The following is a 25,224-nucleotide window of genomic DNA, read 5'->3' on the forward strand; positions in this document are numbered from 1 at the left end:
CTGGAGGGAAGCCCTTGCCGGAGGCCTGCCTCAGGCCAGGGTCACGGCCAGCCGGCCGATGCCCTCCACGCCCCCCACCAGGGTATCGCCCCGCACCACGGTGGAGACGCCGGCCGGGGTGCCGGTGAAGATCAGGTCGCCGGGGGCCAGACGCAGGAAGGTGGAAAGATTGGCCACCACCTCCGCCACGTTCCAGCTCATCTGGGCCAGATCGCCCGATTGGCGCCGCTCGCCATTGACCTCCAGCCAGATGGCGCCACTGGCGGGGTGTCCGGCCTGGGCGGCCGGGACAATGGCGCCGATGGGGCCGGACTGGTCGAAGCCCTTGCCCATGTCCCACGGGTGGGCCTTTTCCTTGGCCTTCTGCTGCTGGTCGCGGCGGGTCAGGTCGAAGCCCACGGCATAGCCGAAGACGCCCTCCAGGGCCGCCGCCACCGGGACGTTGAGTCCCCGCTGACCCAGCTCGGCGATGCGGGGGCCGAGGGCCACCACCAGTTCCACCTCGTGCTGCAGGTTGTTGGTGGCGGGCGGATAGGCCACCGTGGCGGCGGAGCCGTCCGCCACCGGCACCAGGGCATCGGCCGGCTTGCTGAAGAAGAACGGCGGCTCCCGGGTATCGGCGCCCATTTCCCGGGCGTGGTCGGCGTAGTTGCGGCCGACGCAATAGACCCGGCGCACCGGGAAGCGGGCCTGGCTGCCGGCAATGGCCAGGGCAACGACAGGCGGCGGAGTGAACAGGTAATCCATGGCAGCAGGCTTTCTCCGGTCAGACCGGGTTGTCGATATCGATGAACTGGCAGTGCAGGCCGAAACGCTCGGCCAGGTGGGCCGCCAGGGCCCGGGCGCCGCCCCGCTCGGTGGCGTGGTGGCCGCAGGCCAGGTAGGGGACGCCGCATTCCCGGGCCAGATGGGTGTTCTGCTCGGAAATCTCGCCGGAAATGTAGGCATCCAGCCCCAGGGCCACGGCCTGCTCGAAATAGCCCTGGGCGCCGCCGGAGCACCAGCCGAGACGACTCACCAGCTTGTCTTGCGGGCCCACCAGCTGCACCGGGCGCCCCAGCAGGGTGCCGGTTCGGGCCGCCAGTTCCCCGGCGCTGAGCGGCTCGGGCAGGCGGCCGTACCAGGCGATGTCCTGCTCGCCGAAGCGGCCTTCCGGCTGCCAGCCACAGAGCCGGGCCAGCTGGGCGTTGTTGCCCAGTTCCGGATGGGCGTCCAGGGGCAGGTGGTAAGCGATGAGGTTGAGGTCGTGCTGCATGAGGGTGGCCATGCGCCGCTTGCGAAAGCCGGTGAGGCACCCGTCCTCGTTCTTCCAGAACCAGCCGTGGTGCACCAGCACGGCATCGGCGCCCTGGGCCACGGCCGCATCGAGCAGGGCCTGGCTGGCGGTGACGCCAGCCACCAGACGGCCGATCTCGGCCTTGCCTTCCACTTGCAAACCGTTTGGGCAATAATCCCGAAACCGGCCCGCTTCCAGCAGTTCATCGAGATAGCGCGTCAATTCTTCACGTTTCATGGGTGCGACCTTTTTCCTTCATGCGTAAGACCTGGTTGATTTTTGCACAAACGGTAACGGTGAGTCTCGCCGTGCTGTTCGTCATCAGCACCCTCAAACCCGAATGGCTGGGCCATCGGGCCAGCGTGGTGGCCCTGCAGGAGGCCGCGCCGGCTGCCGGCGACGGCGGTGCCGGCCTCGGCGGTTTCCGCGAGGCGGTGCGCCGCTCCCTGCCCTCGGTGGTCTATATCTTCACCAGCAAGGAAGTGAAGAGCAGCCGCCACCCCCTCTTCGACGACCCGGTGTTCCGGCACTTCTTCGGCGACCGCTTCGACAACGAGCCCCAGCGCTCCTCCGGTCTGGGCTCCGGCGTCATCGTCAGCCCCGAAGGCTACATCCTCACCAACTACCACGTGGTGGAGGCCGCCGACGACATCGAGGTGGCGATCAACGACGGGCGCAAGCTCAAGGCCAAGGTCATCGGCAGCGACCCCGAGACCGACCTGGCGGTGCTCAAGGTCAATGCGGACAAGCTGCCGGCCATCGTCTTCGGCCAGATGGACGGCATCCGGGTCGGCGACGTGGTGCTGGCCATCGGCAACCCCTTCGGCGTCGGCCAGACCGTGACCATGGGCATCGTCTCCGCCCTGGGCCGCTCCCACCTGGGCATCAACACCTTCGAGAATTTCATCCAGACCGACGCCGCCATCAACCCGGGCAACTCCGGCGGCGCCCTGGTGGACGCCCAGGGCAACCTGATCGGCATCAACACCGCCATCTACTCCCGCTCCGGCGGCTCCCTCGGCATCGGCTTTGCCATCCCCGTCTCCACCGCCAAGAGCATCATGGAGCAGATCATCCAGACCGGCACCGTGACCCGGGGCTGGATCGGCGTCGAGGCCCAGGAAATCACCGCCGAGCTGGCCGAGTCCTTCGGCCTGCCCGACGCCAGCGGCGCCCTCATCGCCGGCGTTCTGCGCGGCAGCCCGGCCGACGGCGCCGGTATCAAGCCCGGCGACATCCTGCTGGCGGTGGGCGGCAAGGAAGTGAAGGATCCCCAGGTGATGCTGGACCTCATCGCCGAACTCAAGCCCGGCGCCAGCGTGCCCTTCAAGCTGCGCCGCAACCAGAGCCTGCTGGAGCCCCAGGTCAGGATCGGCAAGCGCCCGCCCATGCGGCGCGACCCCGACCAGTAAGCCCCGCCTCCCGGAGACGTCCCATGTGCCAGTTGCTCGGCATGAACTGCAATGTCCCCACGGACATCTGCTTTTCCTTCACCGGATTCCAGGCCCGGGGAGGCCTCACCGACGTCCACGCGGACGGCTGGGGCATCGCCTTCTTCGAGGGCAAGGGCACCCGGGTCTTCCTCGACCCGGAACCCTCGGCCCACTCGCCGGTGGCGGCCCTGGTGCGCCAATATCCGATCCGCTCGCGCAACGTCATCGCCCACATCCGCAAGGCCACCCAGGGCGTGGTAGCCCTGGAAAACACCCATCCCTTCATGCGCGAACTGTGGGGCCGTTACTGGATCTTCGCCCACAACGGCAACCTGCTGGACTTCGCCCCGCCCCTGGACGGCAGCGTCATGCCCGTGGGCAACACGGACAGCGAGCGGGCCTTCTGCTGGCTACTGACCGCCCTGCGCCGACGCTTCGGCGACCAGGCGCCGCCCACCGCCGAACTCTTCGCCGCCCTCACCGAACTGAGCGTGGACCTGGGCAGCCGCGGCGAATGCAATTTCCTGCTCTCCAACGGCGACTGGCTGTTTGCCCACTGCTCCACCCAGCTTACCTACATCGTGCGCCGGGCCCCCTTCGCCAAGGCCCACCTGACGGACCAGGACGTGACCGTGGACTTCAGCGAGGTGACCACGCCCAACGACCGGGTGGCGGTGATCGCCACCCAGCCCCTGACCGACGACGAGGTATGGACGCCCCTGCCCCCGGGCAGCCTGTGGTGGTTCGAGGAGGGGGAAGTGCGGGCCTCGGCCCCCACCGTGGCCGGCCCGGCGGAGAAATGCCGCTACCACTGCGGCAGCGGCTGACCGGGCGGAGCGCAAAAGCAAAGGGCCCCGCGGGGCCCTTTTTCATTGCTGCCGGCACTAACTGCCGGTTCAGTCCTGCTTCCGTTCCGGCGCCTGGCTGTGGCCCAGGGCCTGGTCCATTTCGCCGGCGCTCATGGGCTGCCAGTCGGCGGCAGGAGCGGCCGCGGGGGCCGGATCGCTGGGCGCCGGCGCCGCCACCTCGGGCTGGGGCCGGCGGCCGATGAAGCTGGCCAGGATGATGCCCAGTTCGTAGAGCAGCCACAGGGGCACCGCCAGCATGATCTGGGAAAGCACGTCGGGCGGGGTGAACACGGCGCCGATGATGAAGGCGCCGACGATGACGTAGGGCCTCCATTCCTTCAGCTTGGCGATATCCACCAGGCCGATGCGCACCAGGACGATGACGATCACCGGCACCTCGAAGGTGACGCCGAAGGCGACGAAGGTGGACAGGACGAAGGACAGGTACTTGTCGATGTCCGTCATCCAGGCCACCCCTTCCGGCGCCACCTTGGCCATGAAGCCGAATACCGTGGGGAACACCAGGAAATAGGCGAAGGCCATGCCGCTGAAGAAGAGCAGCACGGAGGCGAAGACCAGGGGCAGCACCAGCCGCTTCTCGTGGGAATAGAGGCCGGGAGCGACGAAGGCCCAGGCCTGGAACAACACATAGGGCAGGGCGATGAGGAAGGCCACCATCAGGGTGATCTTCATCGGCACCAGGAACACGCCCACCACGTCGGTGGCGATCATCTGGCCGCCAGCCGGCAGGGAGGCCAGCAGGGGGTTGGCCAGCAGGGTGTAGAGTTCCCGGGACCAGGGGAAGAGGCAGACGAAGACCACCAGCACGGCCAGCAGGGCCCGGATCAGGCGGTCCCGCAGCTCCACCAGGTGGGAGAGGAAGGATTCTTCGGCGGCGCCGCTCTCTTGGCTGTCGAGACTCATGGGGCAATCAGGCTTTCGGCGCCTCAGCCGGGGCGGCTGCGGCAGCTTCCGCGGCAGGCGCAGCGGCGGCGGGCGGTGGTACTTCCGCGGCCGCCACCGTTTCGGCCGGCGGCTGGATGGCGTTGTTGAGGGACTGCTCCGTGCTGGAGAGCCCCTGCTGAATGGAATTTTCGAAACTGCGGGCCGAATCCTGCACCTGGGTCTGCAGCTTCTTCAGTTCTTCCAGCTGCATTTCCCGGTTGATGTCGGACTTCACGTCATTCACGTAACGCTGCAGACGCCCAAGCAGATGGCCGGCCGTGCGCGCCACCTTGGGCAGGCGCTCGGGGCCGATGACGATCAGCGCCACCACGGCGATGACGATTAGCTCGGAAAAACCGATATCAAACATAGGTCAGGCAACCAGGAAAAAGGAAACCGGGGCCGGGGAGACAGACGATCTCCGCCAATCCCCGGCCGGAGGGACGGTTCAGGACTTGGTCTTTTCCTTGACCTCGCCCTCGATGGTCTGGCCGCCGGCGACCTGCTGGGGCGGCGTGGTGCCGCCTTCGGCGGTGCCTTCCTTGATGCCGTCCTTGAAGCCCTTCACCGCACCGCCCAGGTCCTGGCCGATGTTGCGCAGTTTCTTGGTGCCGAAAACCAGCATGACGATCACCAGAACGATGAGCCAGTGCCAAATGCTAAAGCTACCCATATCAGTCTCCTTGAATTCGTTTCAGCATCGGCCCCACGGGAGCGTCGCCCCCGACGATGTGGGCGTGCAGGTGCGGTACTTCCTGCTGGCCGATGCGGCCGGTGTTGATGATGACGCGGAAGCCCTCGGGGCTGCCTTGATCGACCGCAATTTTGTTGGCCACCGCCAGCAGGCGCCCCAGCACCGGCGCATCGGCTTCGCTGGCATGGGCCAGGGATTCGATGTGGCGCTTGGGAATCACCAGCACATGGACCGGCCGCAAGGGATTGATGTCGTGGAAGGCGAACACGTGCTCGTCCTCGTACACCTTGCGCGAGGGAATCTCGCCGCGCACGATCTTGCAGAAAATGCAGTTGTCCATATCAGGTCCGGATGGCTTGAAAAATCGCGGGGAGCCGCATCATTTCGTGCGGGAAGCCTTTTCGTCAATCCCGGAAATACCCTCACGACGGCGCATTTCCTGGGACACGTCCTCGATGGACAGGCCGTAGAAGGCCAGCAGCACCAGGATGTGGTAGATGACGTCGGTGGATTCCCAGACGATGTTGAGGCGCTTGCCTTCCTTGCCGGCCATGATCAGCTCGGCGCATTCCTCGCCGATCTTCTTCAGGATGGAGTCCGGGCCCTTGGAAAAGAGCTGGGCGGTGTAGGAAGTCTCCGGGTCCGCGTTGCGGCGGGAAGCCAGGGTGTCGGAGAGGCGATGCAGGATGTCGTGAGTGCTCATTTTGCGTAAATTTCCTTCGGGTCTTTGAGAACCGGGTCGGCCGGAATCCAGCGATCGCCTTCCCGCCGGTAGAAGAAACAGCTTTCGCGGCCGGTGTGGCAGGCGATGCCGCCTTCCTGCTCGACGCTGAGCAGGACCACATCGCCGTCGCAGTCGGCGCGCATTTCCTTGACGTGCTGGAAGTGGCCCGATTCCTCGCCCTTGCGCCAGACCTTGTTGCGGGAACGGCTCCAGTAGGTGGCGCGGCCGGTACGGGCGGTTTCTGCCAGGGTTTCCCGGTTGGCGTAGGCGAACATGATGACGCGGCCGCTGGCGGCGTCCTGGGCGATCACCGGAATGGTGCCGTCGGCGCCGAACTTGAGGGCGTCCAGCCAGGACAGGGAGGGATCGAGATCGTGGCTCATGGTTTGCCTAGAGGCGCACCTCGATGCCCCGGTCGCGCATGTATTCCTTGGCCTGGCGCACCGTGTATTCGCCGAAGTGGAAGATGGAGGCGGCCAGCACCGCATCGGCACCGCCCTGGGTGACGCCGTCGGCCAGGTGCTGCAGGTTGCCGACGCCGCCGGAGGCGATCACGGGAATGGCCACCGCATCGGAGACCGCCCGGGTCAGGGCCAGGTCGAAGCCGTTCTTGGTGCCGTCCCGGTCCATGGAGGTGAGCAGGATCTCGCCGGCGCCCCGGGCCGCCACATCCTTGGCCCAGGTCACCACGTCGATGCCGGTGTTGTTGCGGCCGCCGTGGGTGAACACGCACCACTGGCCCGGCGCCGTCTGCTTGGCGTCGATGGCGACGACGATGCACTGGGAGCCCACCTTGGCCGAGGCGTCGGACACCAGGTCCGGATTCTGCACGGCGGCGGTGTTCATGGAGACCTTGTCGGCGCCGGCGTTGAGCAGGCGGCGCACGTCCTCCACCTTGCGCACGCCACCGCCCACCGTCAGGGGGATGAACACCTGGGAGGCGCAGGCCTCGATGATGTGCAGGATGATGTCGCGCTGGTCGGAGCTGGCGGTGATGTCGAGGAAGGTGACCTCGTCGGCGCCCTGCTCGTCGTAGCGGCGGGCGATTTCCACCGGGTCACCGGCATCCCGCAGTTCGACGAAATTGGTGCCTTTGACGACGCGACCGGCGGTCACGTCCAGGCAGGGGATGATGCGTTTGGCCAGCGCCATTACTTGCCGGCCTTGTCTGCTGCTTCCTGGGCCACCTTGAAGTCCAGGGAGCCGTCGTAGATGGCCCGGCCGGCGATGGTGCCGACCACGCCTTCGCCTTCCACTTCGCACAGCTTGCGGATGTCGTCCAGGTTGGAGAGGCCGCCGGAGGCGATGACGGGGATCTTCAGGGCCTGGGCCAGCTTCACCGTGGCTTCGATATTGATGCCGGAGAGCATGCCGTCGCGGCCGATGTCGGTGTAGATGATGGATTCGACACCGTAGTCCTCGTACTTCTTGGCCAGGTCGATGACGTCGTGGCCGGTCAGCTTGGACCAGCCGTCCACCGCCACCTTGCCGTCCTTGGCGTCCAGGCCGACGATGATGTGGCCGGGGAAGGCGACGCAGGCGTCATGCAGGAAACCAGGATTCTTCACCGCGGCGGTGCCGATGATGACGTAGGTGAGGCCCGCATCGAGGCAGCGCTCGATGGTGTCCAGGTCGCGAATGCCGCCGCCCAGTTGCACCGGGATCTCGTCGCCCACTTCCTTGAGGATGGCCTTGATGGCCCCCTGGTTCTTCGGCTGGCCGGCAAAGGCGCCGTTGAGGTCCACCAGGTGCAGGCGGCGGGCGCCCTGGTCCAGCCAGTGGCGGGCCTGCTCGGCGGGGGACTCGGAAAAGACGGTCGCCTCTTCCATCAGGCCTTGCTTGAGACGGACGCACTGGCCGTCCTTCAGGTCAATCGCGGGAATGATCAGCATGATCGCGAATACGTAGAGAGAGTAAGTCGGAGGGGATGCCGGCGGCCGTCAGGGCTGCCAGCGGATGAAGTTGCGCAGCAGGGCGAGGCCGTCGCGGGCGCTCTTTTCCGGGTGGGACTGGATCGCAAAAATATTATCCCGGGCCACCGCACAGGTAAAGGGGATGCCGTAGTCGGCCGTGCCCGCCACCACGGCCGGGTCTTCCGGGGTCACGTAGTAGCTGTGTACAAAGTAGAAGCGGGCGCCGTCCTCGATGCCTTCCCACAGGGCATGGGGCCGGGTGTGGCGCACCTGGTTCCAGCCCATGTGGGGCACCTTGAGGCGGCTGCCGTCGGCGGCCACCATCTTGTCGGCGGGGAAACGGCGCACCTGGCCGGCGAAAACGCCCAGGCCGGGCACGTCGCCCTCTTCACTGTGCTCGAAGAGCATCTGCAGGCCGATGCAAATGCCGAGGAAGGGCTTGTCCTTGGCGGCCTGCAGCACGGCGGGGCGCAGGCCCCGGGCGTCCAGCTCGGCCATGCAGTCGGGCATGGCGCCCTGGCCGGGGAAGACCACCCGCTCGGCGGCGGCGACCACCGCCGGATCGGCGGTGACCACCACTTCCCTGCCTTCGGCCACGTGCTCCAGGGCCTGCCAGACGGAGCGCAGGTTGCCCATGCCGTAGTCGATGACGGCGATCTTGCCCATTACAGCGCTCCCTTGGTGGAGGGAATGACGCCGGCAGTGCGCGGGTCCGGGCTCACCGCCATGCGCAGGGCGCGGGCGAAGGCCTTGAACACGGTCTCGCACTGGTGGTGGGCGTTCTCGCCGCGCAGGTTGTCCACGTGCAGGGTGATGAAGGCATGGTTCACCAGGCCCTGGAAGAATTCGTGCACCAGTTCCGCATCCAGGGTGCCGAGCATGGCCCGCTTGAAGTCCACATGGAACTCCAGGCCGGGGCGGCCGGAAAGGTCCACCACGACGCGGGACAGGGCTTCGTCCAGGGGCACATAGGCGTGGCCGTAGCGGGTCAGGCCCTTCTTGTCGCCCAGGGCCTGGGTCAGGGCCTGGCCGATGGCGATGCCGATATCTTCCACCGTGTGGTGACCGTCGATGTGCAGGTCGCCCTTGGCCTCCACCTCCAGATCGATCAGGCCGTGGCGGGCAATCTGGTCCAGCATGTGGTCGAGGAAGGGAATGCCGGAATTGAGCTTGGCACAGCCGGTGCCGTCCAGATTGAGACGGACCGTGATCTGGGTTTCGAGGGTATTTCGGGAAACTTCGGCTTGCCGCATGGGAGCACCGTTGAATGGGTAAGTCGGAAACAGCGGCCATGATACCATTTCAGCCCTGCACCAGCCGTGGCGGCGTGCCCTTTCGCGCCGCCCGCCCCATCCACTTTTCCCTGATCCGTCCGGCCATGAGCAAATTCTGGAGCCCCCTGGTAAATCGCCTCACCCCCTACGTTCCCGGGGAGCAGCCCAAGCTGCCCAATCTGGTGAAGCTGAACACCAACGAAAATCCCTACCCGCCCTCCCCCAAGGCCGTGGCCGCCATGCAGGCGGAGATCGGCCATGACGGCGCCAGCCTGCGCCTCTACCCGGACCCCAGCGCCGACCGGCTGAAGGAGGCGGTGGCCGCCTTCTACGGCGAATTCGGCATCGGCGCCCGGCAGGTCTTTGTCGGCAACGGCTCCGACGAGGTACTGGCCCACGTTTTCATGGCCCTGCTGCAACATGACGCCCCCCTGCTCTACCCGGACATCAGCTACAGCTTCTATCCGGTCTATGCCGGCCTCTACGGCATTAGCGCCGAAACCGTGGCCCTGGACGGGGATTACGGCATCGACCTTTCCGCCTACCGCCGCGCCAACGGCGGCATCATCTTCCCCAATCCCAACGCCCCCACCGGCCGCCTGCTGCCCCTGGGAGAGATCGAGGCCCTGCTGACGGCCAACACAGAATCGGTGGTGGTGGTGGATGAGGCCTACGTGGACTTCGGCGGCCAGGACACAATCCCGACGGCGATTGCCCTGGTGAACCGTTTCCCCAACCTGCTGGTGGTGCACACCCTGTCCAAGTCCCGCTCCCTGGCGGGCCTGCGGGTGGGCTACGCGGTGGGCCACCCGGACCTGATCGAGGCCCTGGAACGGGTCAAGAACAGTTTCAATTCCTACCCCCTGGACCGCATCGCCATCGCCGGCGCCGTGGCCGCCCTGGAGGACCGGGCCTGGTTCGACCGCACCCGCAATGCGGTGATCGCCAGCCGGGAACAGCTGGTGAGCGATCTCACCCTGCTCGGCTTCCAGGTCCTGCCCTCCGCCGCCAACTTCGTCTTCGCCCGCCACCCGGGCCGGGACGGCGCCGAGCTGGCCCAGGCCCTGCGCCAGCGCAGCATCATCGTGCGCCACTTCAAGGCCCCGCGCATCGACCAGTTCCTGCGCATCACCATCGGCACCGACGAGCAGTGCGGCGCCCTGGTGGCAGCCCTCAAGGAAATCCTCGGCTAAGTTGCCGGCGCCCCCAAGACAAAGGCCCGTCCAGCTGGACGGGCCTTTTGTTTTCCCCCTGCCCTACGAGGCAGCAGGGACGCCACTCTCCGCCACGGCATGGCCGGAAGGCGCGCATATATTGCCTCTCCAGCCACCGCTCCCGGACCGCCTCACACCCAGCCCAGCAAGCCCGCCACACCGCCCAGGCCGATCAGCCACAAGGGGTGCCACTTGGTCTTGAGCAGGGCGGCGGCCGTCAAACCGGCCAGCAGCACCCCGCCCCAGCCGAGGCCGGCCGCCTGGCCGATGAGGAAGGCGGCGGCGAAGACCAGGCCCACCGCCAGGGGTGCCACCCCCAGCTGCACCGACTGCTGCCAGCGGGCACCGGCGAAGCGGTGCCAGTGCTGCATCAGCAGGTAGATCATGATGCCCGTGGGCAGCACCATGCCCAGGGAGGCGGCCAGGGCGCCGGGCACGCCCGCCACCTCCCAGCCGATCAGGCTCACCACCAGGCCGTTGGGGCCGGGGGCGGCCTGGGCGATGGCGTAGAGATGGGTGAAGGTGGCATCGTCCAGCCAGTGCTTTTCCAGCACCACCACCCGGTGCATTTCCGGCAGCAGGGCCGAGGCGCCGCCGAAGGCGACGCAGAAGAGCAGGGCGAACTGGAAGAAGAGGTCGGCCAGCAGGCTCACGGCGCCCCCTTGCGTTTCAGGTGGGCGTAGGCGACGCCGGCGGCAAGCGCCAGCAAGGCCACCATGACGATGGGCATGGGCCAGCGCAGCAGGGCCACGGCGACGAACACCGCCAGGGTGAAAGGCAGGAACAGGCGCTTCACCTGCAAGGCCAGGCCCATGCGCAGGGCGGTGCCGAAGAGCAGGCCGCAGCCCACCGCCGTCACGCCCCGCAACAGGCCCTGGACCTGGGGCAGCTGGCCGTAGCGGTCATAGAGCAGGCCCAGCAGCAGCACGATCAGCAGGGGGCCGCCGAAGAGGCCGCTCACCGCGGCGATGGCGCCGCGGATGCCCTGGTAGCGGGAGCCCACGGCGATGGAGAGGTTGGCCACGTTGGGCCCGGGCAGGAACTGGCACAGGCCCAGCAGGGAATTGAACTCTTCCGCCGTCAGCCAGCGCCGTTCCTCCACCAGCATGCGCCGGGCAAAGGGCAGGACGCCGCCGAAGCCGGAAATGCCGACGGAGGAAAAGCCGAGAAACAGCTGCCTGCACGTGACAGGGGCGGGAGAGTTGCCTCCCCCGCCCCCGGGCTGTTCCTGTGCGCCGGCCTCAGGCATCGAGACGGTAGCGGGCCGACTGGGCGTGGGCCGGCAGGCCCTCCCCGTCCGCCAGGGTGGCGGCGATGCGGCCCAGGGTCTGGGCTCCGGCCCGGGACACCCGGATCAGGCTGGTGCGCTTCTGGAAGTCGTAAACCCCCAGGGGCGAGGAGAAGCGGGCGCTGCCGGAGGTGGGCAGCACGTGGTTGGGGCCGGCGCAGTAGTCGCCCAGGGACTCGGAGGTGTAGGGGCCGATGAAGATGGCGCCGGCGTGGTGAATTTTTTCCACCCAGGCATCGGGCTCGGCCAGGGACAGCTCCAGGTGCTCGGGGGCCACCCGGTTGGCCATGGCCACGGCTTCTTCCAGATCCCGCACCAGGATCAGGGCACCCCGGTTTTCCAGGGAGGTGCGGATCACGTCGCGGCGCGGCATGGTGGGCAGCAGCTTGTCGATGCTGGCCTGCACCTTCTCGATGTAGGCAGCGTCGGGGCAGATCAGGATGGACTGGGCCAGCTCGTCGTGTTCGGCCTGGGAGAAAAGGTCCATGGCCACCCAGTCCGGGTCCGTGGAGCCGTCGGCCAGCACCAGGATCTCGGAGGGGCCGGCCACCATGTCGATACCGACGATGCCGAAGACCCGGCGCTTGGCGCAGGCCACGTAGGCATTGCCCGGACCGACGATCTTGTCCACCTGGGGCACGCTCTCGGTGCCGTAGGCCAGGGCGGCCACGGCCTGGGCGCCGCCGATGGTGAAGACGCGATCCACACCGGCCAGGCAGGCGGCTGCCAGCACCAGGGCGTTGTGTTCGCCGCCGGGGGTGGGCACCACCATGATCAGTTCCTTGACCCCTGCCACCTTGGCCGGCAGGGCGTTCATCAGCACCGAAGAGGGATAGGCGGCCTTGCCACCGGGCACGTAGAGGCCGACCCGGTCCAGGGGCGTCACCATCTGGCCGAGCATGGTGCCGTCGGCTTCGGTATAGGTGAAGCCGGCACCCAGCTGGCGCTCGTGGTAGGTACGGATGCGCTGGGCAGCCGCTTCCAGAGCGGCCCGGCGCTCGGTGGGGAGGCCGTCCAGGGCGGCCTGCAGCTCGGCCTGGGGCAGTTCCAGGGCGGCCATGCCGGCAACGGAGAGACGGTCGAAGCGGTTGGTGTATTCCACCACCGCGGCGTCGCCCCGGGCCTTGACGTCGGCCAGGATGCCGACCACGGTCTTTTCGATGTTCTCGTCCTGGGCGCCCTCGAAGGCCAGCAGTTCATCGAGGCGCTGCTGGAAATCGGCGTCGGCGCTGTTCAGGCGCTTGATGTTCACGCTGCTCATGCATTCTTCTCCACGGCCTGGGTAAAGGCGTCCAGGATGGGACCGAGGGTTTCCCGCTTAAGTTTCAGGGAAGCCTGGTTGACGATGAGACGGGAGGAGATGTCCATGATGTGTTCCACCTCCACCAGGTTGTTGGCCTTCAGGGTGCCGCCGGTGGACACCAGGTCCACGATGGCGTCCGACAGGCCGGCCAGGGGCGCCAGTTCCATGGAGCCATAGAGCTTGATGAGGTCCACGTGCACGCCCTTGCTGGCAAAGTGCTCCCGGGCAATCTTGGTGTACTTGGTGGCGATCTTCAGGCGGGCGCCCTGGCGCACGGCATGCTCGTAGTCGAAGCCGGCGGGCACGGCAACGCTCATGCGGCACTTGGCGATCTTCAGGTCCAGGGGCTGGTACAGGCCGGCACCGCCGTGCTCGATCAGCACGTCCTTGCCGACCACGCCGAGGTCGGCGGCACCATGCTGGACGTAGGTCGGCGCATCGGTGGCGCGGACGATCACCACCCGCACGTCGGGGCGGTTGGTGCCGATGATCAGCTTGCGGGAGGTTTCGGGATTTTCGGCGGGCACGATGCCGGCCGCCGCCAGCAGGGGCAGGGTTTCTTCGAAGATGCGGCCCTTGGAGAGGGCGATGGTAATGCCGTTCACGGCGTTTTCCCGGGGCAAAAGAAGGCATTTTACCGTATCGCCGCCCCGCCTTGGACCATGCTTCTTGGGCCGCGGCCGGGCTTATGGTAAAAGCATGACCTTCCCCCGCCTCCGGACAGCCCATGAGCGCCATCATCTACGCCCTTTCCGCCAACGCCGGCATCGCCGCCTCCAAGGCCGTGGCAGCCGCCTACACCGGCTCCTCCGCCATGCTGGCCGAAGCCGTGCACTCCGCCGCCGACTGCGCCAACCAGCTGCTGTTGCTGCTGGGCATCAGGCAGGCCAGGCGGCAGCCGACGCCGGACCACCCTTTGGGCTTCGGCAAAGCCACCTACTTCTGGTCCTTCATGGTGGCCATCATGCTCTTCTCCCTGGGCGGCGCCTTTTCCATCTACGAGGGCGTGCACAAGCTGTCCCACCCGGAGCCCCTGGCAAATCCCTGGGTCGCCATCATCGTCCTGGGCGTCGGCGTGCTGCTGGAAGCCTGGTCCCTGCGCGGCTGCATCCACGAAATCCGCGAGAAGGCGGGCGACATGCCGCTTTGGCGCTATTTCCGCGACAGCCGGGAGTCGGAGCTGATCGTGGTCATGGGCGAGGACATCGCCGCCCTGGCCGGCCTGACCCTGGCCCTGAGCGCCATCCTGCTTTCCCTCGCCACCGGCAATCCGGCTTTCGACGCCTGGGGCAGCATCGCCGTCGGCGCCCTGCTGGTGGTGGTGGCCATCGGCGTCGGCCTGGAGGTGAAGGCCCTGCTCATCGGCCAGAGCGCCGAGCCCGCCGCCCATGCGGCCATGGAGCTGTGGCTGCGGCAGCGCCCGGAGGTGGAAACCCTCTACAACCTGATTTCCTTCCAGATGGGCAGCTACCTCTTCGTCGCGGTGAAGGCCCGCATGGCCGAACAGCAGAGTGCCAGCGGCCTCATCGACCAGATCAATGCGGTGCAGGACGCCCTCAAGGCATCCTTCCCGGACGTGCGCTGGGTCTTCTTCGAACCGGACGACAAGGGCTAGGGCCGCGCCCCGCCCTCCGCCGGCTCAGGCCAGGGCCGCAGCTTCGGCCTCGTCCTGGGTCAGTTCCTCGGGCAGGCAGCCGACGGGCGGACCGAGCACCCCGTCCGTGCCTTCGAAGCGCACCAGGATGATTTCCTGGCGCATGTCGGCCGCGGCGGCGCCGATCTGCACCACCACGCCGCGGCTTCCCGGCCGGGCGAAGACCGCATCTTCCGGCTGCTCGGGCACGCCGCCGTCGTTCTGGATGGTTTCCCGGGCGAAAATCACGTCGCCGATATTGAGGTAGTTGGGCATGGGCTTTCTCCATTGAGGACAGCCCCATCCAGCAATCTTGATGCCTGAACGAAATCCCTTGTTTTTCATGCAGTTAAAAAAAGCCCCGTTGTCGCATGCACGACAACGGGGCTTTTTTGTCGGGGAACGGCGGTTCAGCGCACCCGGCGCACGCTGGCTCCCAGCTTGGAAAGCTTCTCCTCGATGCGCTCGTAGCCCCGGTCCAGGTGGTAGATGCGCTCGATCAGGGTCTCGCCCTTGGCCACCAGGGCGGCGATGACCAGGGAGGCGGAGGCTCGCAGGTCGGTGGCCATCACCGTGGCCCCTTCCAGCTGGGGCACGCCCTTGACCACCGCGGTGTTGCCGTTGATGTCGATGGCGGCGCCCAGGCGGGCCAGTTCCACCGCATGCATGAAGCGGTTCTCGAAAATGGTCTCGCGGATGGTGGCGGCGCCGTCGGCCACGGTGTTGAGGGCCATGAACTGGGCCTGCATGTCCGTGGGGAAGGCGGGATAGGGGGCGGTGCGGATGCTGACGGCCTTGAGGCGGGCCGGGGCCTTGAGGCTGATGGCGTCGCGCTCGGTCTGGATGTCGCAGCCGGCATCCATGAGCTTGTCGATGACCGCATCCAGATAGGCGGAGGAGGTGCGGGTCAGGCGCACCTCGCCGCCGGTGGCGGCGGCGGCACAGAGGTAGGTGCCGGTCTCGATGCGGTCCGGCATGATGCGGTGGGTGGCACCGTGGAGCTTGTCCACGCCCTGGATGCGGATGACGTCGCTGCCGGCGCCGGAGATGCGGGCGCCCATGGAGATGAGGCAGTTGGCCAGATCCACCACTTCCGGTTCCCGGGCGGCGTTCTCGATCACGGTCTCGCCCTCGGCCAGCACGGCGGCCATCATCAGGTTCTCGGTGCCGGTGACGGTGACCATGTCGGTGCAGATGCGGGCGCCCTTGAGGCGGCTGGCCTTGGCATGGATGTAGCCGTGCTCCACCTTGACCTCGGCCCCCATGGCCTGCAGGCCCTTGATGTGCTGGTCCACCGGCCGGGCACCGATGGCACAGCCGCCGGGCAGGGACACCTTGGCTTCGCCGCAGCGGGCCACCAGAGGGCCCAACACCAGCACGGAGGCGCGCATGGTCTTGACCAGGTCGTAGGGAGCCACCGGGTTGTTGAGGCCCTTGGCGTCCAGGACCACGCCGTCGGCGCCGTCCAGAGTCACTTCCAGGCCCATCTGGCCGAGCAGGCCGAGCATGGTGGAGACGTCGTTGAGGTGGGGCAGGCTGGACAGGCGCAGGGGCTCGGCCGACAGCAGGGAGGCGCAGAGGATGGGCAGGGCCGCATTCTTGGCGCCGGAAATGGCCACCTCGCCGCGCAGGGGCGTGCCGCCCTGGATGAGGAGCTTATCCACGCTGGGCCTCCCATTCTTCCGGGGTGAAGGTCTTGAAGGAGAGGGCGTGGATTTCGCCGCTGTCCAGCCGGTCCTTGATGGTCTGGTAAACCCGTTGCTGGCGCTGCACCCGGCTCTTGCCGGCGAACTCGGCGCTGACGATCACCGCTTCAAAGTGATGGCCGTCCCCGTCGATCCGGATGTGGTCGCAGGGCAATCCCTCCTGGATGTAGGTTTGGATGTCTTCGGGTCTTACCATGGGTCAGGCTCTCAATTTGTAGCCCCGCTTGAGCAGGGCCAGGGTCAGCGCGGTGAGCGCGGCAAAGCAGACGGACACCACCAGCAGGCTTTGTTGCGGAGCGGCGTCGGAAACGCCGAAGAAGCCGTAGCGGAAACCGTCGATCATATAGAACACGGGGTTGAAATGGGACACCTGCTGCCAGAAGGGCGGCAGGCTGTGAATGGAGTAGAAGACGCCGGAGAGCATGGTCAGCGGCATGATCAGGAAGTTCTGGAAGGCCGCCAGCTGGTCGAACTTGTCGGCCCAGATGCCGGCGATCACGCCCAGGGCCCCCAGCATGGCGCCGCCGAGTACGGCAAAGGCCAGGGCCCACAGGGGATGGGCCAGTTGCAGGGGGGCGAAGGCCAGCGTCATCAGCAGCACCCCCAGCCCCACCACCACGCCCCGGGCTAGGGCCGCCAGGACGTAGGCGAGGAAAAACTCGCCGTAGGCGATGGGCGGCAGCAGCACGAATACCACGCTGCCGGTGACCTTGGATTGGATCAGGGACGAGGAGGAATTGGCGAAGGCGTTCTGCAGCACCGACATCATCACCAGCCCGGGCACCAGGAAAGCGGTGTAGGTGACGCCGTGGATACGGGTGTTTTCATCCAGCACGTGGGCGAAGATGAGCAGGTACAACAGGGCCGTCAGCACCGGTGCCGCCACGGTCTGGAAACCGACCTTCCAGAAACGCAGCACTTCCTTGTAGAACAGGGTACGAAAGCCCAGCATCATGGCTGCACCGCCTCCCGGCTGACTTCGCCGCGCATCAGGCGAACGAAGACTTCTTCGAGGTCCGGCTCGTCCAGCTTCAGGTCGGCGACGCCGCAACCTGCCTGGCGCAGGTCGGCCAGCACCTGTTCCAGTTCGGCAAAGCCCGCCAGACGCAGGCGGCAGACGGCCCCCTCCCGGGACAGCAGGCGCGGCACCAGGGCTGCGGGCAGGTCACCCTGGCCCAGGCGCAGGGTCAGGGTGTGGCCGGAAAACTGGCGCAACAGGCTGGCCGTCTCATCCAGAGCCACCAGCTGCCCCTGCTTGAGCATGCCGATGCGGCCGCACAGGGTTTCCGCCTCTTCCAGGTAATGGGTGGTGAGGATGATGGTGTGGCCTTCGCCGTTGAGGCGGCGGATGAATTCCCACAGCCCCTGGCGCAGTTCCACATCGACGCCGGCCGTGGGTTCGTCAAGGACGATCACCGGCGGCCGGTGCACCAGGGCCTGGGCCACCAGCACGCGCCGCTTCATGCCGCCGGAGAGACGGCGCATGTTGGTATCGGCCTTGGCGGTGAGGTCCAGGTTTTCCAGAATCTCGTCGATCCAGGCATCGTTGTTGCGGATGCCGAAATAGCCGGACTGGATGCGCAGGGTTTCGCGCACGGAAAAGAAGGGGTCGAAGACCAGCTCCTGGGGCACCACGCCCAGCAGGCGCCGGGCCTCCCGATAGTCGGCCACCACGTCGCGGCCGAGCACCCGGACGCCGCCGGCATCAGGCCGGGCCAGGCCGGCAAGGCAGGAAATCAGCGTGGTCTTGCCGGCGCCGTTGGGCCCCAGAAGGCCGAAGAACTCGCCCTCGGCGATTTCCAGGGAGACTCCGGCCAGGGCCTGCAGGGAGCCGAAGCGCTTGGCGACACGATCGAAGAGGACAGCAGTGCCCATGGGATTCCGGGCGACAGGCTCAGGCCAGGGGCAGGAGGTCGGAAATACCGTACAGCTCCGCCAGGCTCAACAGGCCGGCGGGAGGCGCAACGATATCCAGCTGACGCCCCTGGGTCTGGGCACGGCGCAGCCAGGCGAAGAGCAGGGTCAGGGCCGAGGAATCGGCCTCGGTCACGGCGGACAGATCGACCCGGGTTAGCCCGGGCGTGGCGGCCAGGGCATCCTGGCCCTGGGCCAGGAGTTCCCGTGCATTGGCAATCACCATGGGGGCAGTCACCCTCAGGGTGGAACCTTCAATGGAGATCATCACTTCTTACCGGCGGCAGCGGCTTCCAGGCCCTTGTTCTTGGCAGCCAGGGTGCTGATCAGGCCATCGACGCCATTGGCGCGGATTTCCTGGGTGAAGGATTCGCGGTAGTTGGTCACCAGGGAAACGCCGGCCACCACCACGTCATAGACCTTCCAGCCGTCGGCCTGCTTGTCCAGGGCGTAGTCCAGGCCGATATGCTTGCCGTTGGTCTGGTGCACCAGGGTACGCACGGTCACGTCGGTTTCGCCGGCCTGCATCTTGAAGGGCTTGTACTCGACGGTCTGATCCTTGTAGGCGGTCAGGGCGTTGGAATAGGTACGCACCAGCAGGATGCGGAATTCGTTGGTCAGCCGGGTCTTCTGCTCGGCGCTGGTCTTGGACCACTCGCGGCCCAGGGCCAGGGCGGTCATGCGAGTAAAGTTGAAGTGAGGCAGCACCTTGGTTTCCACCAGGTCGATGGCCTTCTTGGTGTTGCCGTTCTGCAGGTCCTTGTCGGCGCGGACCACGGCCAGCACCTCATCGGTCACTTTCTTGACCAGCACATCGGGGGCCATGTCGTCGGCGAAGACGGGAGCAGACAGGAGACCGAAGCTGAGAATGGTGAAAAGGACACGAATGGCTTTCATGGCGCAATCTCTCTAATTGGGAAGCGGATTTTAACTTAGGGGGGAGCACAAAGACATACCCCGCCTGGCGGCGGGGTATGGTCAGGAGGGGGAAGACTCAGTCCTCAAGCTTTTCCCGGGGCGGGTTGCCGTCGTAAACCAGGCTCTTGCGGCGCTGCAGGTAGGCATCGCGCATATAGGTGTACTTGTCCAGGGCGGCATCGTCGATGACCTTCTCCGCAGGCAGCAGGGAAGCGCGGGTATCCACCAGGCGCAGCACGGCCAGGCTGTTGCGGGTCGGCACGTGATCCACGTTCCGTACCGGATCAACAGCCACATCCACCACGTAACCGGCGGTATCACGCACGGTGCGGGAGCCGATGAACGGCCACACCACGTAGGCGCCTTCGCCCACACCCCAGCGGCCGAAGGTCTGACCGAAGTCCTCGTCGTGCTTTTCCAGACCGGCGGGCGTGGCCACATCGAACACGCCCAGGACGCCGATGGTGGTATTCAGCAGGAAGCGGCCGGCATCGGAGGCGGCGTCGGCGGGCTTGCCCTGCAGCAGGTTGTTCACGGCGATGAAGACGTCGGCGATGTTGCCGAAGAAGTTGCCGACCCCGGTCTGCACCGGCTGGGGCAGGACGTAGTCGTAGCCCTGGGCCACCGGCTTGATGATGGCCTTGTCCAGGCCGTCATTGAAGGAGAACATGGCCCGATTGAAACCTTCCAGGGGATCCTTGGGGTTGTTGGCGGTGCTGGCACAGCCGGAGAGTCCGGCCAGCAAAGCCGTGGCTAACGCGAACATACCGAAACGCTTGGCTACCTTTTTATCCACTTTTGTCCCTCGAAATATCGATAGTTAGTTATTTGTGCGTCGCGCCAAGCATGCCAGAGGAATGAAGCCATGGCAAAACCGGCTTACTTCTTGTCCTGTCCTTCGGATGCCTTGTTGAACAGGAACTGGCTGATCAGTTTCTCCAGCACCACCGCCGACTGGGTCTTGGAGATGGAGTCGCCGGGGGAGAGCATTTTCTCGTCCCCGCCTACATCCAGCCCGATGTACTGCTCACCAAGCAGGCCGGAAGTCAGGATCGAAGCGAAAGTATCCTTCGGAAACTTAAAACGGGTATCCACCGTCATGGTCACCACGGCTTCGTAGGTCTGGGGATCGAAATGGATTTCCGACACCCGACCCACCACCACACCGGCACTTTTCACCGGACCGCGGACCTTCAGGCCCCCGATATTATCAAACTTGGCCTGCAGGACGTAGGTCTCGGCAAAGTTGGAACCGGACAGATTCCCCACTTTTAGTGCCAAAAACAACAGTGACAGGAAACCAATAGCGACAAAAACACCGACCCACAGGTCGAGCACCTTACGATTCATCAAGCCCCCCGGAACATAAACGAGGTGAGAACAACATCCAGCGCCAGGATAACCAGGGCCGACGTCACCACAGTGCGCGTGATCGCGCGAGAAACCCCCTCGGCGGTCGGCGCCGAGTCATAGCCTTCAAATACGGAAATCCACGACACGGCGGCACCGAACACCACGCTCTTGATGACGCCGTTGAGGATGTCCTCGCGGAAATCGACGGAAGCCTGCATCTGGGACCAGAAGGCGCCATCATCGACGCCGATCAGCACCACGCCGACCAGCCAACCGCCGAACACCCCCATGGCCGAGAACAGGGCCGCCAGGAAAGGCATGGAAATGACGCCACCCCAGAAACGGGGCGCCACCACCCGGGCCAGGGGATTGACGGCCATCATGTCCATGGCCTTCAACTGCTCGGTGGCCTTCATCAGGCCGATTTCCGCCGTGATGGAGGAACCGGCCCGGGAGGCGAACAGCAGGGCCGCCACCACGGGGCCCAGCTCCCGCACCAGGGACAGGGCCACCAGGATGCCCAGAGCTTCGGAGGAACCGAAGCGCTGCAGGGTTTCATAGCCCTGCAGCCCCAGCACCATGCCGACGAAGAGGCCGGAAACGGTGATGATGAGCAGAGACAGCACGCCACTGAAATAGACTTCCCGGACCGTCAGGTTGGGCCGGGTCAGGCACTGGCCGGAATAACGCAGGACGGCCCAGAAGAAGCGGCTGGCAAAACCCAGCTGCCAGATACGATCCACCAGGCTGGCGCCCAGCCGACGCAACAAATCAGCCACGCACACCTCCCAGCAGGGAATCGGCCACGGACACCGCCGGGTAATGGAAAGGCACCGGGCCGTCGGCCTCGGCATGAACGAACTGATGCACGAAGGGGTCCCGGGAGGCCCGGATCTCGTCCGGCGTGCCCTGGGCCACGACCCGTCCGGCAGACATGAAATAGATGTAGTCGACGATCTGCAGGGACTCCTGGATATCGTGGGTGACCATGATGGAGGTCGCTCCCAGAGCATCGTTGAGCTTGCGGATCAGCTGACCGATGACGCCCAGGGAAATGGGGTCGAGGCCGGTGAAGGGCTCGTCGTACATGATCAGCATGGGGTCCAGGGCCACCGCCCGGGCCAGGGCCACCCGGCGGGCCATGCCGCCGGAAAGCTCGTTCGGCATCAGCCCGGCGGCGCCGCGCAGGCCGACGGCCTGCAGTTTCAGCAGCACCATGTCGCGGATCAGCTCTTCCGGCAGATCGGTATGTTCCCGCATCTGGAAGGCCACGTTGTCGAACACGGACATGTCGGTGAACAGGGCGCCGAACTGGAACAGCATGCCCATGCGGCGGCGCAGGGCATAGAGTTCCCGGGTATTCATGCGGTGCACCGCATGGCCGGCCACCTTGACCTCGCCCGCACTGGGACGCAGCTGGCCACCGATCAGGCGCAACAGGGTGGTTTTACCGCAGCCACTGCCGCCCATGATGGCCACCACCTTGCCCTTGTGGAAGCTCATGTCGATGCCTTCCAGCACCTTGCGGGGGCCGGAATCGGTATCGTAGGCGAAGTTGAGGCCGCGTATTTCGACCAGACTCTCGGTCGGCACGGAAAATCCTTGCTGAAAAAACCAAAGGGGGCGATTTTAGCAGATAGGCCCTGGGGCTCCGTGAAAAATTCCAGCGAAACTCCCGGGGAAGTGGCGTATTTTGGCCACATAAAGCGCTGCAAGCCCCCTTGCTGCCACCAATTTCGAGCGAACGAAAATGCCCGATAAAAGCGCCTTCCCCGCGGCATCGTCACGCCCCCTGCTGCTGATCGTGGACGACGACCCCCTGATCAGCGACACGCTGGCCTATTCCCTGGCGTCCTCGTTCGAAGTCCTCACCAGCCCCTCCCGCAGCCACTGCGCCAGCCTGCTGCGCCAACTGCGCCAGCCACCCGATCTAGCCCTGGTGGATTTGGGACTGCCTCCCCTGCCCCACCAGCCGGATGAAGGCTTTGCCCTCATCGGCGAACTGCTGGCCCTGTCGCCGGCCATGCGCATCCTGGTGCTTTCCGGCCAGGACGGGGAAGCCCACGGCCGCCACGCCCGCACCCTGGGAGCGGTGGACTTCATCGCCAAACCGGCCGACCCCGCCCTCCTGCGTCAGGCCCTGCTGAACAGCCTCACTTTCCGCGAGGCGGCCCCGGCCGATTCGCCCCTCCTGGGCCACAGCGAACCCATGGAGAAGCTGCGGGCCCAGATCCACCACTACGCCGACTCCCCGTTTCCGGTGCTGATCGAAGGCGAATCGGGCAGCGGCAAGGAAATCGTCGCCCATCAGCTGCACCTGGCCACCGGCCGCCGCGACAAGCCCTACCTGGCCCTCAACTGTGCCGCCATCTCGCCCACCCTGCTGGAGCCCACCCTGTTCGGCCACGCCAAGGGGGCCTTCACCGGGGCCGCCGGCGCCCGCAGCGGCTATTTCGAGGACGCGGCGGACGGCACCCTATTTCTCGACGAAATCGGCGAATTGCCCCTGGAGCTGCAGCCCAAGCTGCTGCGGGTCCTGGAAAACGGCGAGTTCCAGCGGGTCGGCGAAACCCAGAGCCGCCGCAGCAACGCCCGCATCGTCGCCGCCACCAACCGGGACCTGAAAAGGGAGGTGCGCGAGGGACGCTTCCGGGCCGACCTCTACCACCGCCTCTCCGTATTCAGCATCCTGGTCCCGCCCCTGCGGGAAATGGGCCGGGACCGGCAGGAACTCCTGGAGCACTTCCGCCAGCGCTATGCCCAGCAGAGCCACCTCCCGCCCTTCCGGCTGGACGAGCCGGCCCGGGCCCTGTGGGATGGCTATGCCTTCCCCGGCAACGTGCGGGAGCTGCGCAACATCGTCATCCGCCTCACCGCCAAATATCCGGGCCAAACGGTGACGACTGAACAGCTGGCCGGCGAACTGGACCTGCCCCAGCCCGATACTGGTCCCCGCCACGACCAGCCCGTGACACCCGACATCCGGGCCGCCCGGGAGCACCTGCAGCAGGCCCCGGCCAGTTTCGACCTGGACCAGCACCTGGCCCGCTGGGAAAAAGCCTATGTGGAGGCCGCCCTGCAGATCACCCAGGGCAACCTGAGCCAGGCAGCCCGCCTGCTCGGCATCAACCGCACCACCCTGCACGCCCGCCGGGACAGCCTGGAGCGCCTGCCCAGCCAGGACCAAGGAAACGAGGACCGCCATGTACCTTGAACACTACGGCCTGCGGGAGGCTCCGTTCCGCATCACCCCGCACACCGACTTCTTCTTTGCCGGGGGCAACCGGGGCGCCACCCTGGAAGCCCTGATCTACGCCATCAGCAACGACGAGGGCATCGTCAAGGTGACGGGCGAGGTGGGCAGCGGCAAGACCATGCTGTGCCGCATGCTGCTGGAAAAGCTGCCGGCCACGGTGGAAACGGTCTACCTGGCCAACCCTTCCTATTCCCGGGACGAGATTCTCCATGCCCTGGCCGCCGAGCTGCAGCTGGAGCTGCCCGAAGGACGCCCCTCCCTGCTGCTCAAGGCCCTGCAGGAACGCCTGCTGCAAAGCTATGCCGCCGGACGCCGGGTGGTGGTGCTGATCGACGAGGCCCATGCCATGCCGGGGGAAACCCTGGAGGAAATCCGCCTCCTCTCCAACCTGGAATCCTCCCGCCACAAGCTCCTGCAGATCGTCCTCTTCGGCCAGCCGGAGCTGGACGAGCGCCTGGCCCAGCCGGACCTGCGCCAGCTGAAGGAACGCATCACCCACAACTTCGGCCTGGAGCCCCTGCGCCGCACCGACATCGGCCCCTACCTGATGTTCCGCCTGCGGGCAGCGGGCTACCACGGGCCCGACATCTTCAGCCCGCGGGCCTTGCAGGACATCGATGCGGCTTCGGAAGGACTCACCCGGCGCATCAACATCCTGGCCGACAAGGCCATGCTGGCCGCCTTCGCCGCCAACACCCACCTGGTGGACCAGCCCCAGGTCCAGGCCGCGGTGAAGGACGCCCAGTTCGCCCCCCTGCCGGCCGCCAACAAGGCAAGTCCCCTGCGCCCCATGCTGCTGGCCCTGCCCCTGGGCCTCGCCCTCACCCTCGGTGCCTACTGGGCTGGAAGGCAAAGCGTCGCCGCCGACGCGGCGCCGCCCGCGGCTGCCGCCGCACCCACGGCCCAGACACCCGCCACCACGCCATCAGCGGCCGCCCCGGAAGCTGTCACAGCCCCCGAGGCAACGCCGGCGCCCCAGGAGACAGCGGCAACCCCGGGGGCCGAATCCGCACCGGCGGAAACACCGGCGGCAACCTCCGCCGCCCCGCTCCCCGCCGACCTGCCGCCAAACACCGGCCGCCTCACCCGACAAGCCCTGGCGGCGCACCAGGCCTGGCTGCCCCAGGCCGACGACCGCCACTATGTGCTGCAACTGCTGGCGGTGAGGGAGTCCGCCACCCGGGAAGTGGAAGCCTTTCTGGCCCAGGCCGCCCGCGACCTGCCCCCCGGGACGCTGCGCGCCTACTACCGGACTGCGGCGGAGGGACCGCGCTGGGGCGTGACCTACGGCGACTTTCCGGACCGCAACAGCGCCGTGACGGCCCTGGCCGCCCTTCCCGAAGCCATCCGCAACACCCGCCCTTACCCGCGGCAGGTGCAGCGGCTACGTTAAAAAAAGGGAAAACAGGCGAAAAAGTGTGAGGAAAGCCCAATTTCCACCAAAAAAAACATGCTAGAGTGAATCGAAGCTTCAAAAATAATCAACGTTAAAACATAGCGTTACATAAGAACGGCCCCATAACGAGACAACC

General features: G+C 66.4%; 33 protein-coding genes. 6 read left to right on the top strand and 27 right to left on the bottom strand.

The genetic code is table 11. From position 1 onward, the window contains the following. Nucleotides 1-30 precede the first annotated feature (30 nt). Together ACLSSQ_RS14840 and ACLSSQ_RS14845 are read right to left on the bottom strand one after the other, a co-directional pair. Complete coding sequence (locus ACLSSQ_RS14840) at nucleotides 31-747, bottom strand: fumarylacetoacetate hydrolase family protein (RefSeq protein WP_014236524.1); 717 nt, start codon at nucleotides 745-747, stop codon at nucleotides 31-33. Between the two features lie 19 nt (nucleotides 748-766). Further along, entirely contained in the window at nucleotides 767-1,513 is a 747-nt protein-coding gene (locus tag ACLSSQ_RS14845) for a Nif3-like dinuclear metal center hexameric protein (protein WP_416243122.1), read from the bottom strand. A gap of 20 nt (nucleotides 1,514-1,533) precedes the next feature. Here ACLSSQ_RS14845 and ACLSSQ_RS14850 point away from each other — a divergent pair, with 20 nt between their 5' ends. Both ACLSSQ_RS14850 and ACLSSQ_RS14855 read left to right on the top strand, forming a co-directional pair. Beyond that, nucleotides 1,534-2,688: a Do family serine endopeptidase gene (locus tag ACLSSQ_RS14850; protein ID WP_416243123.1), complete on the top strand. Its 1,155-nt coding sequence runs from the start codon at nucleotides 1,534-1,536 to the stop codon at nucleotides 2,686-2,688. A 23-nt stretch (nucleotides 2,689-2,711) separates the two neighbouring features. After that, a complete protein-coding gene (locus ACLSSQ_RS14855; RefSeq protein WP_416243124.1) occupies nucleotides 2,712-3,536 on the top strand; it encodes a class II glutamine amidotransferase in 825 nt (274 codons plus the stop codon). Nucleotides 3,537-3,605: 69 nt separating this feature from the next. On the opposite strand, the gene tatC is transcribed toward ACLSSQ_RS14855, so the two are convergent. The 10 genes from tatC to hisB form a co-directional block, all read right to left on the bottom strand. Beyond that, the gene (gene tatC / locus ACLSSQ_RS14860; RefSeq protein ID WP_130460138.1) at nucleotides 3,606-4,481 is read right to left on the bottom strand and encodes a twin-arginine translocase subunit TatC; all 876 of its coding nucleotides are present in this window, start codon (nucleotides 4,479-4,481) and stop codon (nucleotides 3,606-3,608) included. Nucleotides 4,482-4,488: 7 nt separating this feature from the next. Continuing rightward, on the bottom strand, nucleotides 4,489-4,872 hold the full coding sequence (gene tatB, locus ACLSSQ_RS14865; protein ID WP_014236519.1) for a Sec-independent protein translocase protein TatB: 384 nt from the start codon (nucleotides 4,870-4,872) through the stop codon (nucleotides 4,489-4,491). Between the two features lie 78 nt (nucleotides 4,873-4,950). Continuing rightward, complete coding sequence (gene tatA, locus ACLSSQ_RS14870; RefSeq protein ID WP_014236518.1) at nucleotides 4,951-5,175, bottom strand: Sec-independent protein translocase subunit TatA; 225 nt, start codon at nucleotides 5,173-5,175, stop codon at nucleotides 4,951-4,953. 1 nt (nucleotide 5,176) lies between these two features. Then, nucleotides 5,177-5,536: a histidine triad nucleotide-binding protein gene (locus ACLSSQ_RS14875; protein ID WP_014236517.1), complete on the bottom strand. Its 360-nt coding sequence runs from the start codon at nucleotides 5,534-5,536 to the stop codon at nucleotides 5,177-5,179. Nucleotides 5,537-5,575: 39 nt separating this feature from the next. Then, on the bottom strand, nucleotides 5,576-5,899 hold the full coding sequence (locus tag ACLSSQ_RS14880; RefSeq protein ID WP_014236516.1) for a phosphoribosyl-ATP diphosphatase: 324 nt from the start codon (nucleotides 5,897-5,899) through the stop codon (nucleotides 5,576-5,578). Further along, nucleotides 5,896-6,303: a phosphoribosyl-AMP cyclohydrolase gene (gene hisI, locus ACLSSQ_RS14885; RefSeq protein ID WP_014236515.1), complete on the bottom strand. Its 408-nt coding sequence runs from the start codon at nucleotides 6,301-6,303 to the stop codon at nucleotides 5,896-5,898. The genes ACLSSQ_RS14880 and hisI overlap by 4 nt, the downstream gene beginning before the upstream one ends. A 7-nt stretch (nucleotides 6,304-6,310) precedes the next feature. Beyond that, a complete protein-coding gene (hisF, locus tag ACLSSQ_RS14890; protein ID WP_130460139.1) occupies nucleotides 6,311-7,072 on the bottom strand; it encodes an imidazole glycerol phosphate synthase subunit HisF in 762 nt (253 codons plus the stop codon). Next, a complete protein-coding gene (gene hisA / locus ACLSSQ_RS14895) occupies nucleotides 7,072-7,812 on the bottom strand; it encodes a 1-(5-phosphoribosyl)-5-[(5-phosphoribosylamino)methylideneamino]imidazole-4-carboxamide isomerase (RefSeq protein ID WP_416243125.1) in 741 nt (246 codons plus the stop codon). Before hisA ends, hisF begins: the two co-directional genes overlap by 1 nt. A 48-nt stretch (nucleotides 7,813-7,860) precedes the next feature. Continuing rightward, nucleotides 7,861-8,499 (bottom strand): imidazole glycerol phosphate synthase subunit HisH, encoded by a 639-nt coding sequence (gene hisH / locus ACLSSQ_RS14900; RefSeq protein WP_014236512.1) that lies wholly within the window; start codon nucleotides 8,497-8,499, stop codon nucleotides 7,861-7,863. Then, nucleotides 8,499-9,086 (bottom strand): imidazoleglycerol-phosphate dehydratase HisB, encoded by a 588-nt coding sequence (gene hisB / locus ACLSSQ_RS14905; protein WP_416243126.1) that lies wholly within the window; start codon nucleotides 9,084-9,086, stop codon nucleotides 8,499-8,501. The genes hisH and hisB overlap by 1 nt, the downstream gene beginning before the upstream one ends. 125 nt (nucleotides 9,087-9,211) lie before the next feature. Here hisB and hisC point away from each other — a divergent pair, with 125 nt between their 5' ends. Next, nucleotides 9,212-10,300, top strand: coding sequence for a histidinol-phosphate transaminase (gene hisC / locus ACLSSQ_RS14910; RefSeq protein WP_205231125.1), 1,089 nt, complete (start codon nucleotides 9,212-9,214; stop codon nucleotides 10,298-10,300). A 152-nt stretch (nucleotides 10,301-10,452) separates the two neighbouring features. On the opposite strand, the gene ACLSSQ_RS14915 is transcribed toward hisC, so the two are convergent. Genes ACLSSQ_RS14915 through hisG form a run of 4 tightly spaced genes read right to left on the bottom strand, consistent with a single transcriptional unit; the run spans nucleotide 10,453 to nucleotide 13,517 of the window. Further along, the gene (locus tag ACLSSQ_RS14915; protein ID WP_014236509.1) at nucleotides 10,453-10,974 is read right to left on the bottom strand and encodes a chromate transporter; all 522 of its coding nucleotides are present in this window, start codon (nucleotides 10,972-10,974) and stop codon (nucleotides 10,453-10,455) included. Further along, nucleotides 10,971-11,570, bottom strand: a complete 600-nt coding sequence (locus tag ACLSSQ_RS14920) for a chromate transporter (protein WP_416243127.1) — start codon at nucleotides 11,568-11,570, stop codon at nucleotides 10,971-10,973. The genes ACLSSQ_RS14915 and ACLSSQ_RS14920 overlap by 4 nt, the downstream gene beginning before the upstream one ends. Beyond that, nucleotides 11,563-12,870, bottom strand: a complete 1,308-nt coding sequence (gene hisD / locus ACLSSQ_RS14925; RefSeq protein ID WP_416243128.1) for a histidinol dehydrogenase — start codon at nucleotides 12,868-12,870, stop codon at nucleotides 11,563-11,565. Before hisD ends, ACLSSQ_RS14920 begins: the two co-directional genes overlap by 8 nt. Further along, nucleotides 12,867-13,517, bottom strand: a complete 651-nt coding sequence (gene hisG / locus ACLSSQ_RS14930; protein ID WP_416243129.1) for an ATP phosphoribosyltransferase — start codon at nucleotides 13,515-13,517, stop codon at nucleotides 12,867-12,869. Before hisG ends, hisD begins: the two co-directional genes overlap by 4 nt. A gap of 122 nt (nucleotides 13,518-13,639) precedes the next feature. Here hisG and ACLSSQ_RS14935 point away from each other — a divergent pair, with 122 nt between their 5' ends. Continuing rightward, nucleotides 13,640-14,527, top strand: coding sequence for a cation diffusion facilitator family transporter (locus ACLSSQ_RS14935; protein WP_416243130.1), 888 nt, complete (start codon nucleotides 13,640-13,642; stop codon nucleotides 14,525-14,527). A gap of 24 nt (nucleotides 14,528-14,551) precedes the next feature. Here ACLSSQ_RS14935 and ACLSSQ_RS14940 read toward each other — a convergent pair whose 3' ends face one another. The 11 genes from ACLSSQ_RS14940 to ACLSSQ_RS14990 all read right to left on the bottom strand — a co-directional run bounded on the left by ACLSSQ_RS14940 (nucleotide 14,552) and on the right by ACLSSQ_RS14990 (nucleotide 22,029). Then, complete coding sequence (locus ACLSSQ_RS14940) at nucleotides 14,552-14,821, bottom strand: nitrogen fixation protein NifZ (protein ID WP_014236504.1); 270 nt, start codon at nucleotides 14,819-14,821, stop codon at nucleotides 14,552-14,554. Nucleotides 14,822-14,955: 134 nt separating this feature from the next. Beyond that, nucleotides 14,956-16,209 carry a UDP-N-acetylglucosamine 1-carboxyvinyltransferase gene (gene murA / locus ACLSSQ_RS14945; RefSeq protein WP_014236503.1) on the bottom strand — a complete coding sequence of 418 codons (1,254 nt, stop codon included), beginning with the start codon at nucleotides 16,207-16,209 and terminating at the stop codon, nucleotides 14,956-14,958. Next, nucleotides 16,202-16,447: a BolA family protein gene (locus tag ACLSSQ_RS14950; RefSeq protein WP_014236502.1), complete on the bottom strand. Its 246-nt coding sequence runs from the start codon at nucleotides 16,445-16,447 to the stop codon at nucleotides 16,202-16,204. Before ACLSSQ_RS14950 ends, murA begins: the two co-directional genes overlap by 8 nt. 3 nt (nucleotides 16,448-16,450) lie before the next feature. Beyond that, nucleotides 16,451-17,206 (bottom strand): ABC transporter permease, encoded by a 756-nt coding sequence (locus ACLSSQ_RS14955; RefSeq protein WP_416243131.1) that lies wholly within the window; start codon nucleotides 17,204-17,206, stop codon nucleotides 16,451-16,453. Further along, nucleotides 17,203-18,126, bottom strand: coding sequence for an ABC transporter ATP-binding protein (locus ACLSSQ_RS14960; RefSeq protein ID WP_416243132.1), 924 nt, complete (start codon nucleotides 18,124-18,126; stop codon nucleotides 17,203-17,205). Before ACLSSQ_RS14960 ends, ACLSSQ_RS14955 begins: the two co-directional genes overlap by 4 nt. 19 nt (nucleotides 18,127-18,145) lie before the next feature. Continuing rightward, nucleotides 18,146-18,433 carry an STAS domain-containing protein gene (locus tag ACLSSQ_RS14965; RefSeq protein WP_014236499.1) on the bottom strand — a complete coding sequence of 96 codons (288 nt, stop codon included), beginning with the start codon at nucleotides 18,431-18,433 and terminating at the stop codon, nucleotides 18,146-18,148. Further along, nucleotides 18,433-19,062: an MlaC/ttg2D family ABC transporter substrate-binding protein gene (locus ACLSSQ_RS14970; RefSeq protein WP_014236498.1), complete on the bottom strand. Its 630-nt coding sequence runs from the start codon at nucleotides 19,060-19,062 to the stop codon at nucleotides 18,433-18,435. The genes ACLSSQ_RS14965 and ACLSSQ_RS14970 overlap by 1 nt, the downstream gene beginning before the upstream one ends. Nucleotides 19,063-19,159: 97 nt before the next feature. Then, the gene (locus tag ACLSSQ_RS14975) at nucleotides 19,160-19,849 is read right to left on the bottom strand and encodes a VacJ family lipoprotein (protein WP_416243133.1); all 690 of its coding nucleotides are present in this window, start codon (nucleotides 19,847-19,849) and stop codon (nucleotides 19,160-19,162) included. Nucleotides 19,850-19,962: 113 nt separating this feature from the next. Continuing rightward, the gene (mlaD, locus tag ACLSSQ_RS14980) at nucleotides 19,963-20,433 is read right to left on the bottom strand and encodes an outer membrane lipid asymmetry maintenance protein MlaD (RefSeq protein WP_014236496.1); all 471 of its coding nucleotides are present in this window, start codon (nucleotides 20,431-20,433) and stop codon (nucleotides 19,963-19,965) included. After that, nucleotides 20,433-21,215: a lipid asymmetry maintenance ABC transporter permease subunit MlaE gene (gene mlaE, locus ACLSSQ_RS14985; protein WP_014236495.1), complete on the bottom strand. Its 783-nt coding sequence runs from the start codon at nucleotides 21,213-21,215 to the stop codon at nucleotides 20,433-20,435. Before mlaE ends, mlaD begins: the two co-directional genes overlap by 1 nt. Further along, on the bottom strand, nucleotides 21,208-22,029 hold the full coding sequence (locus ACLSSQ_RS14990; RefSeq protein WP_014236494.1) for an ABC transporter ATP-binding protein: 822 nt from the start codon (nucleotides 22,027-22,029) through the stop codon (nucleotides 21,208-21,210). The genes mlaE and ACLSSQ_RS14990 overlap by 8 nt, the downstream gene beginning before the upstream one ends. Before the next feature lie 157 nt (nucleotides 22,030-22,186). Here ACLSSQ_RS14990 and ACLSSQ_RS14995 point away from each other — a divergent pair, with 157 nt between their 5' ends. After that, nucleotides 22,187-23,650, top strand: a complete 1,464-nt coding sequence (locus ACLSSQ_RS14995) for a sigma-54-dependent transcriptional regulator (protein ID WP_152090551.1) — start codon at nucleotides 22,187-22,189, stop codon at nucleotides 23,648-23,650. Beyond that, entirely contained in the window at nucleotides 23,640-25,085 is a 1,446-nt protein-coding gene (locus ACLSSQ_RS15000) for an AAA family ATPase (RefSeq protein ID WP_416243134.1), read from the top strand. Before ACLSSQ_RS14995 ends, ACLSSQ_RS15000 begins: the two co-directional genes overlap by 11 nt. The last annotated feature ends 139 nt before the right edge of the window (nucleotides 25,086-25,224 follow it).

The organism is Azospira sp. APE16 (assembly GCF_047901315.1).
Taxonomy (GTDB): Bacteria; Pseudomonadota; Gammaproteobacteria; order Burkholderiales; family Rhodocyclaceae; genus Azospira; species Azospira oryzae.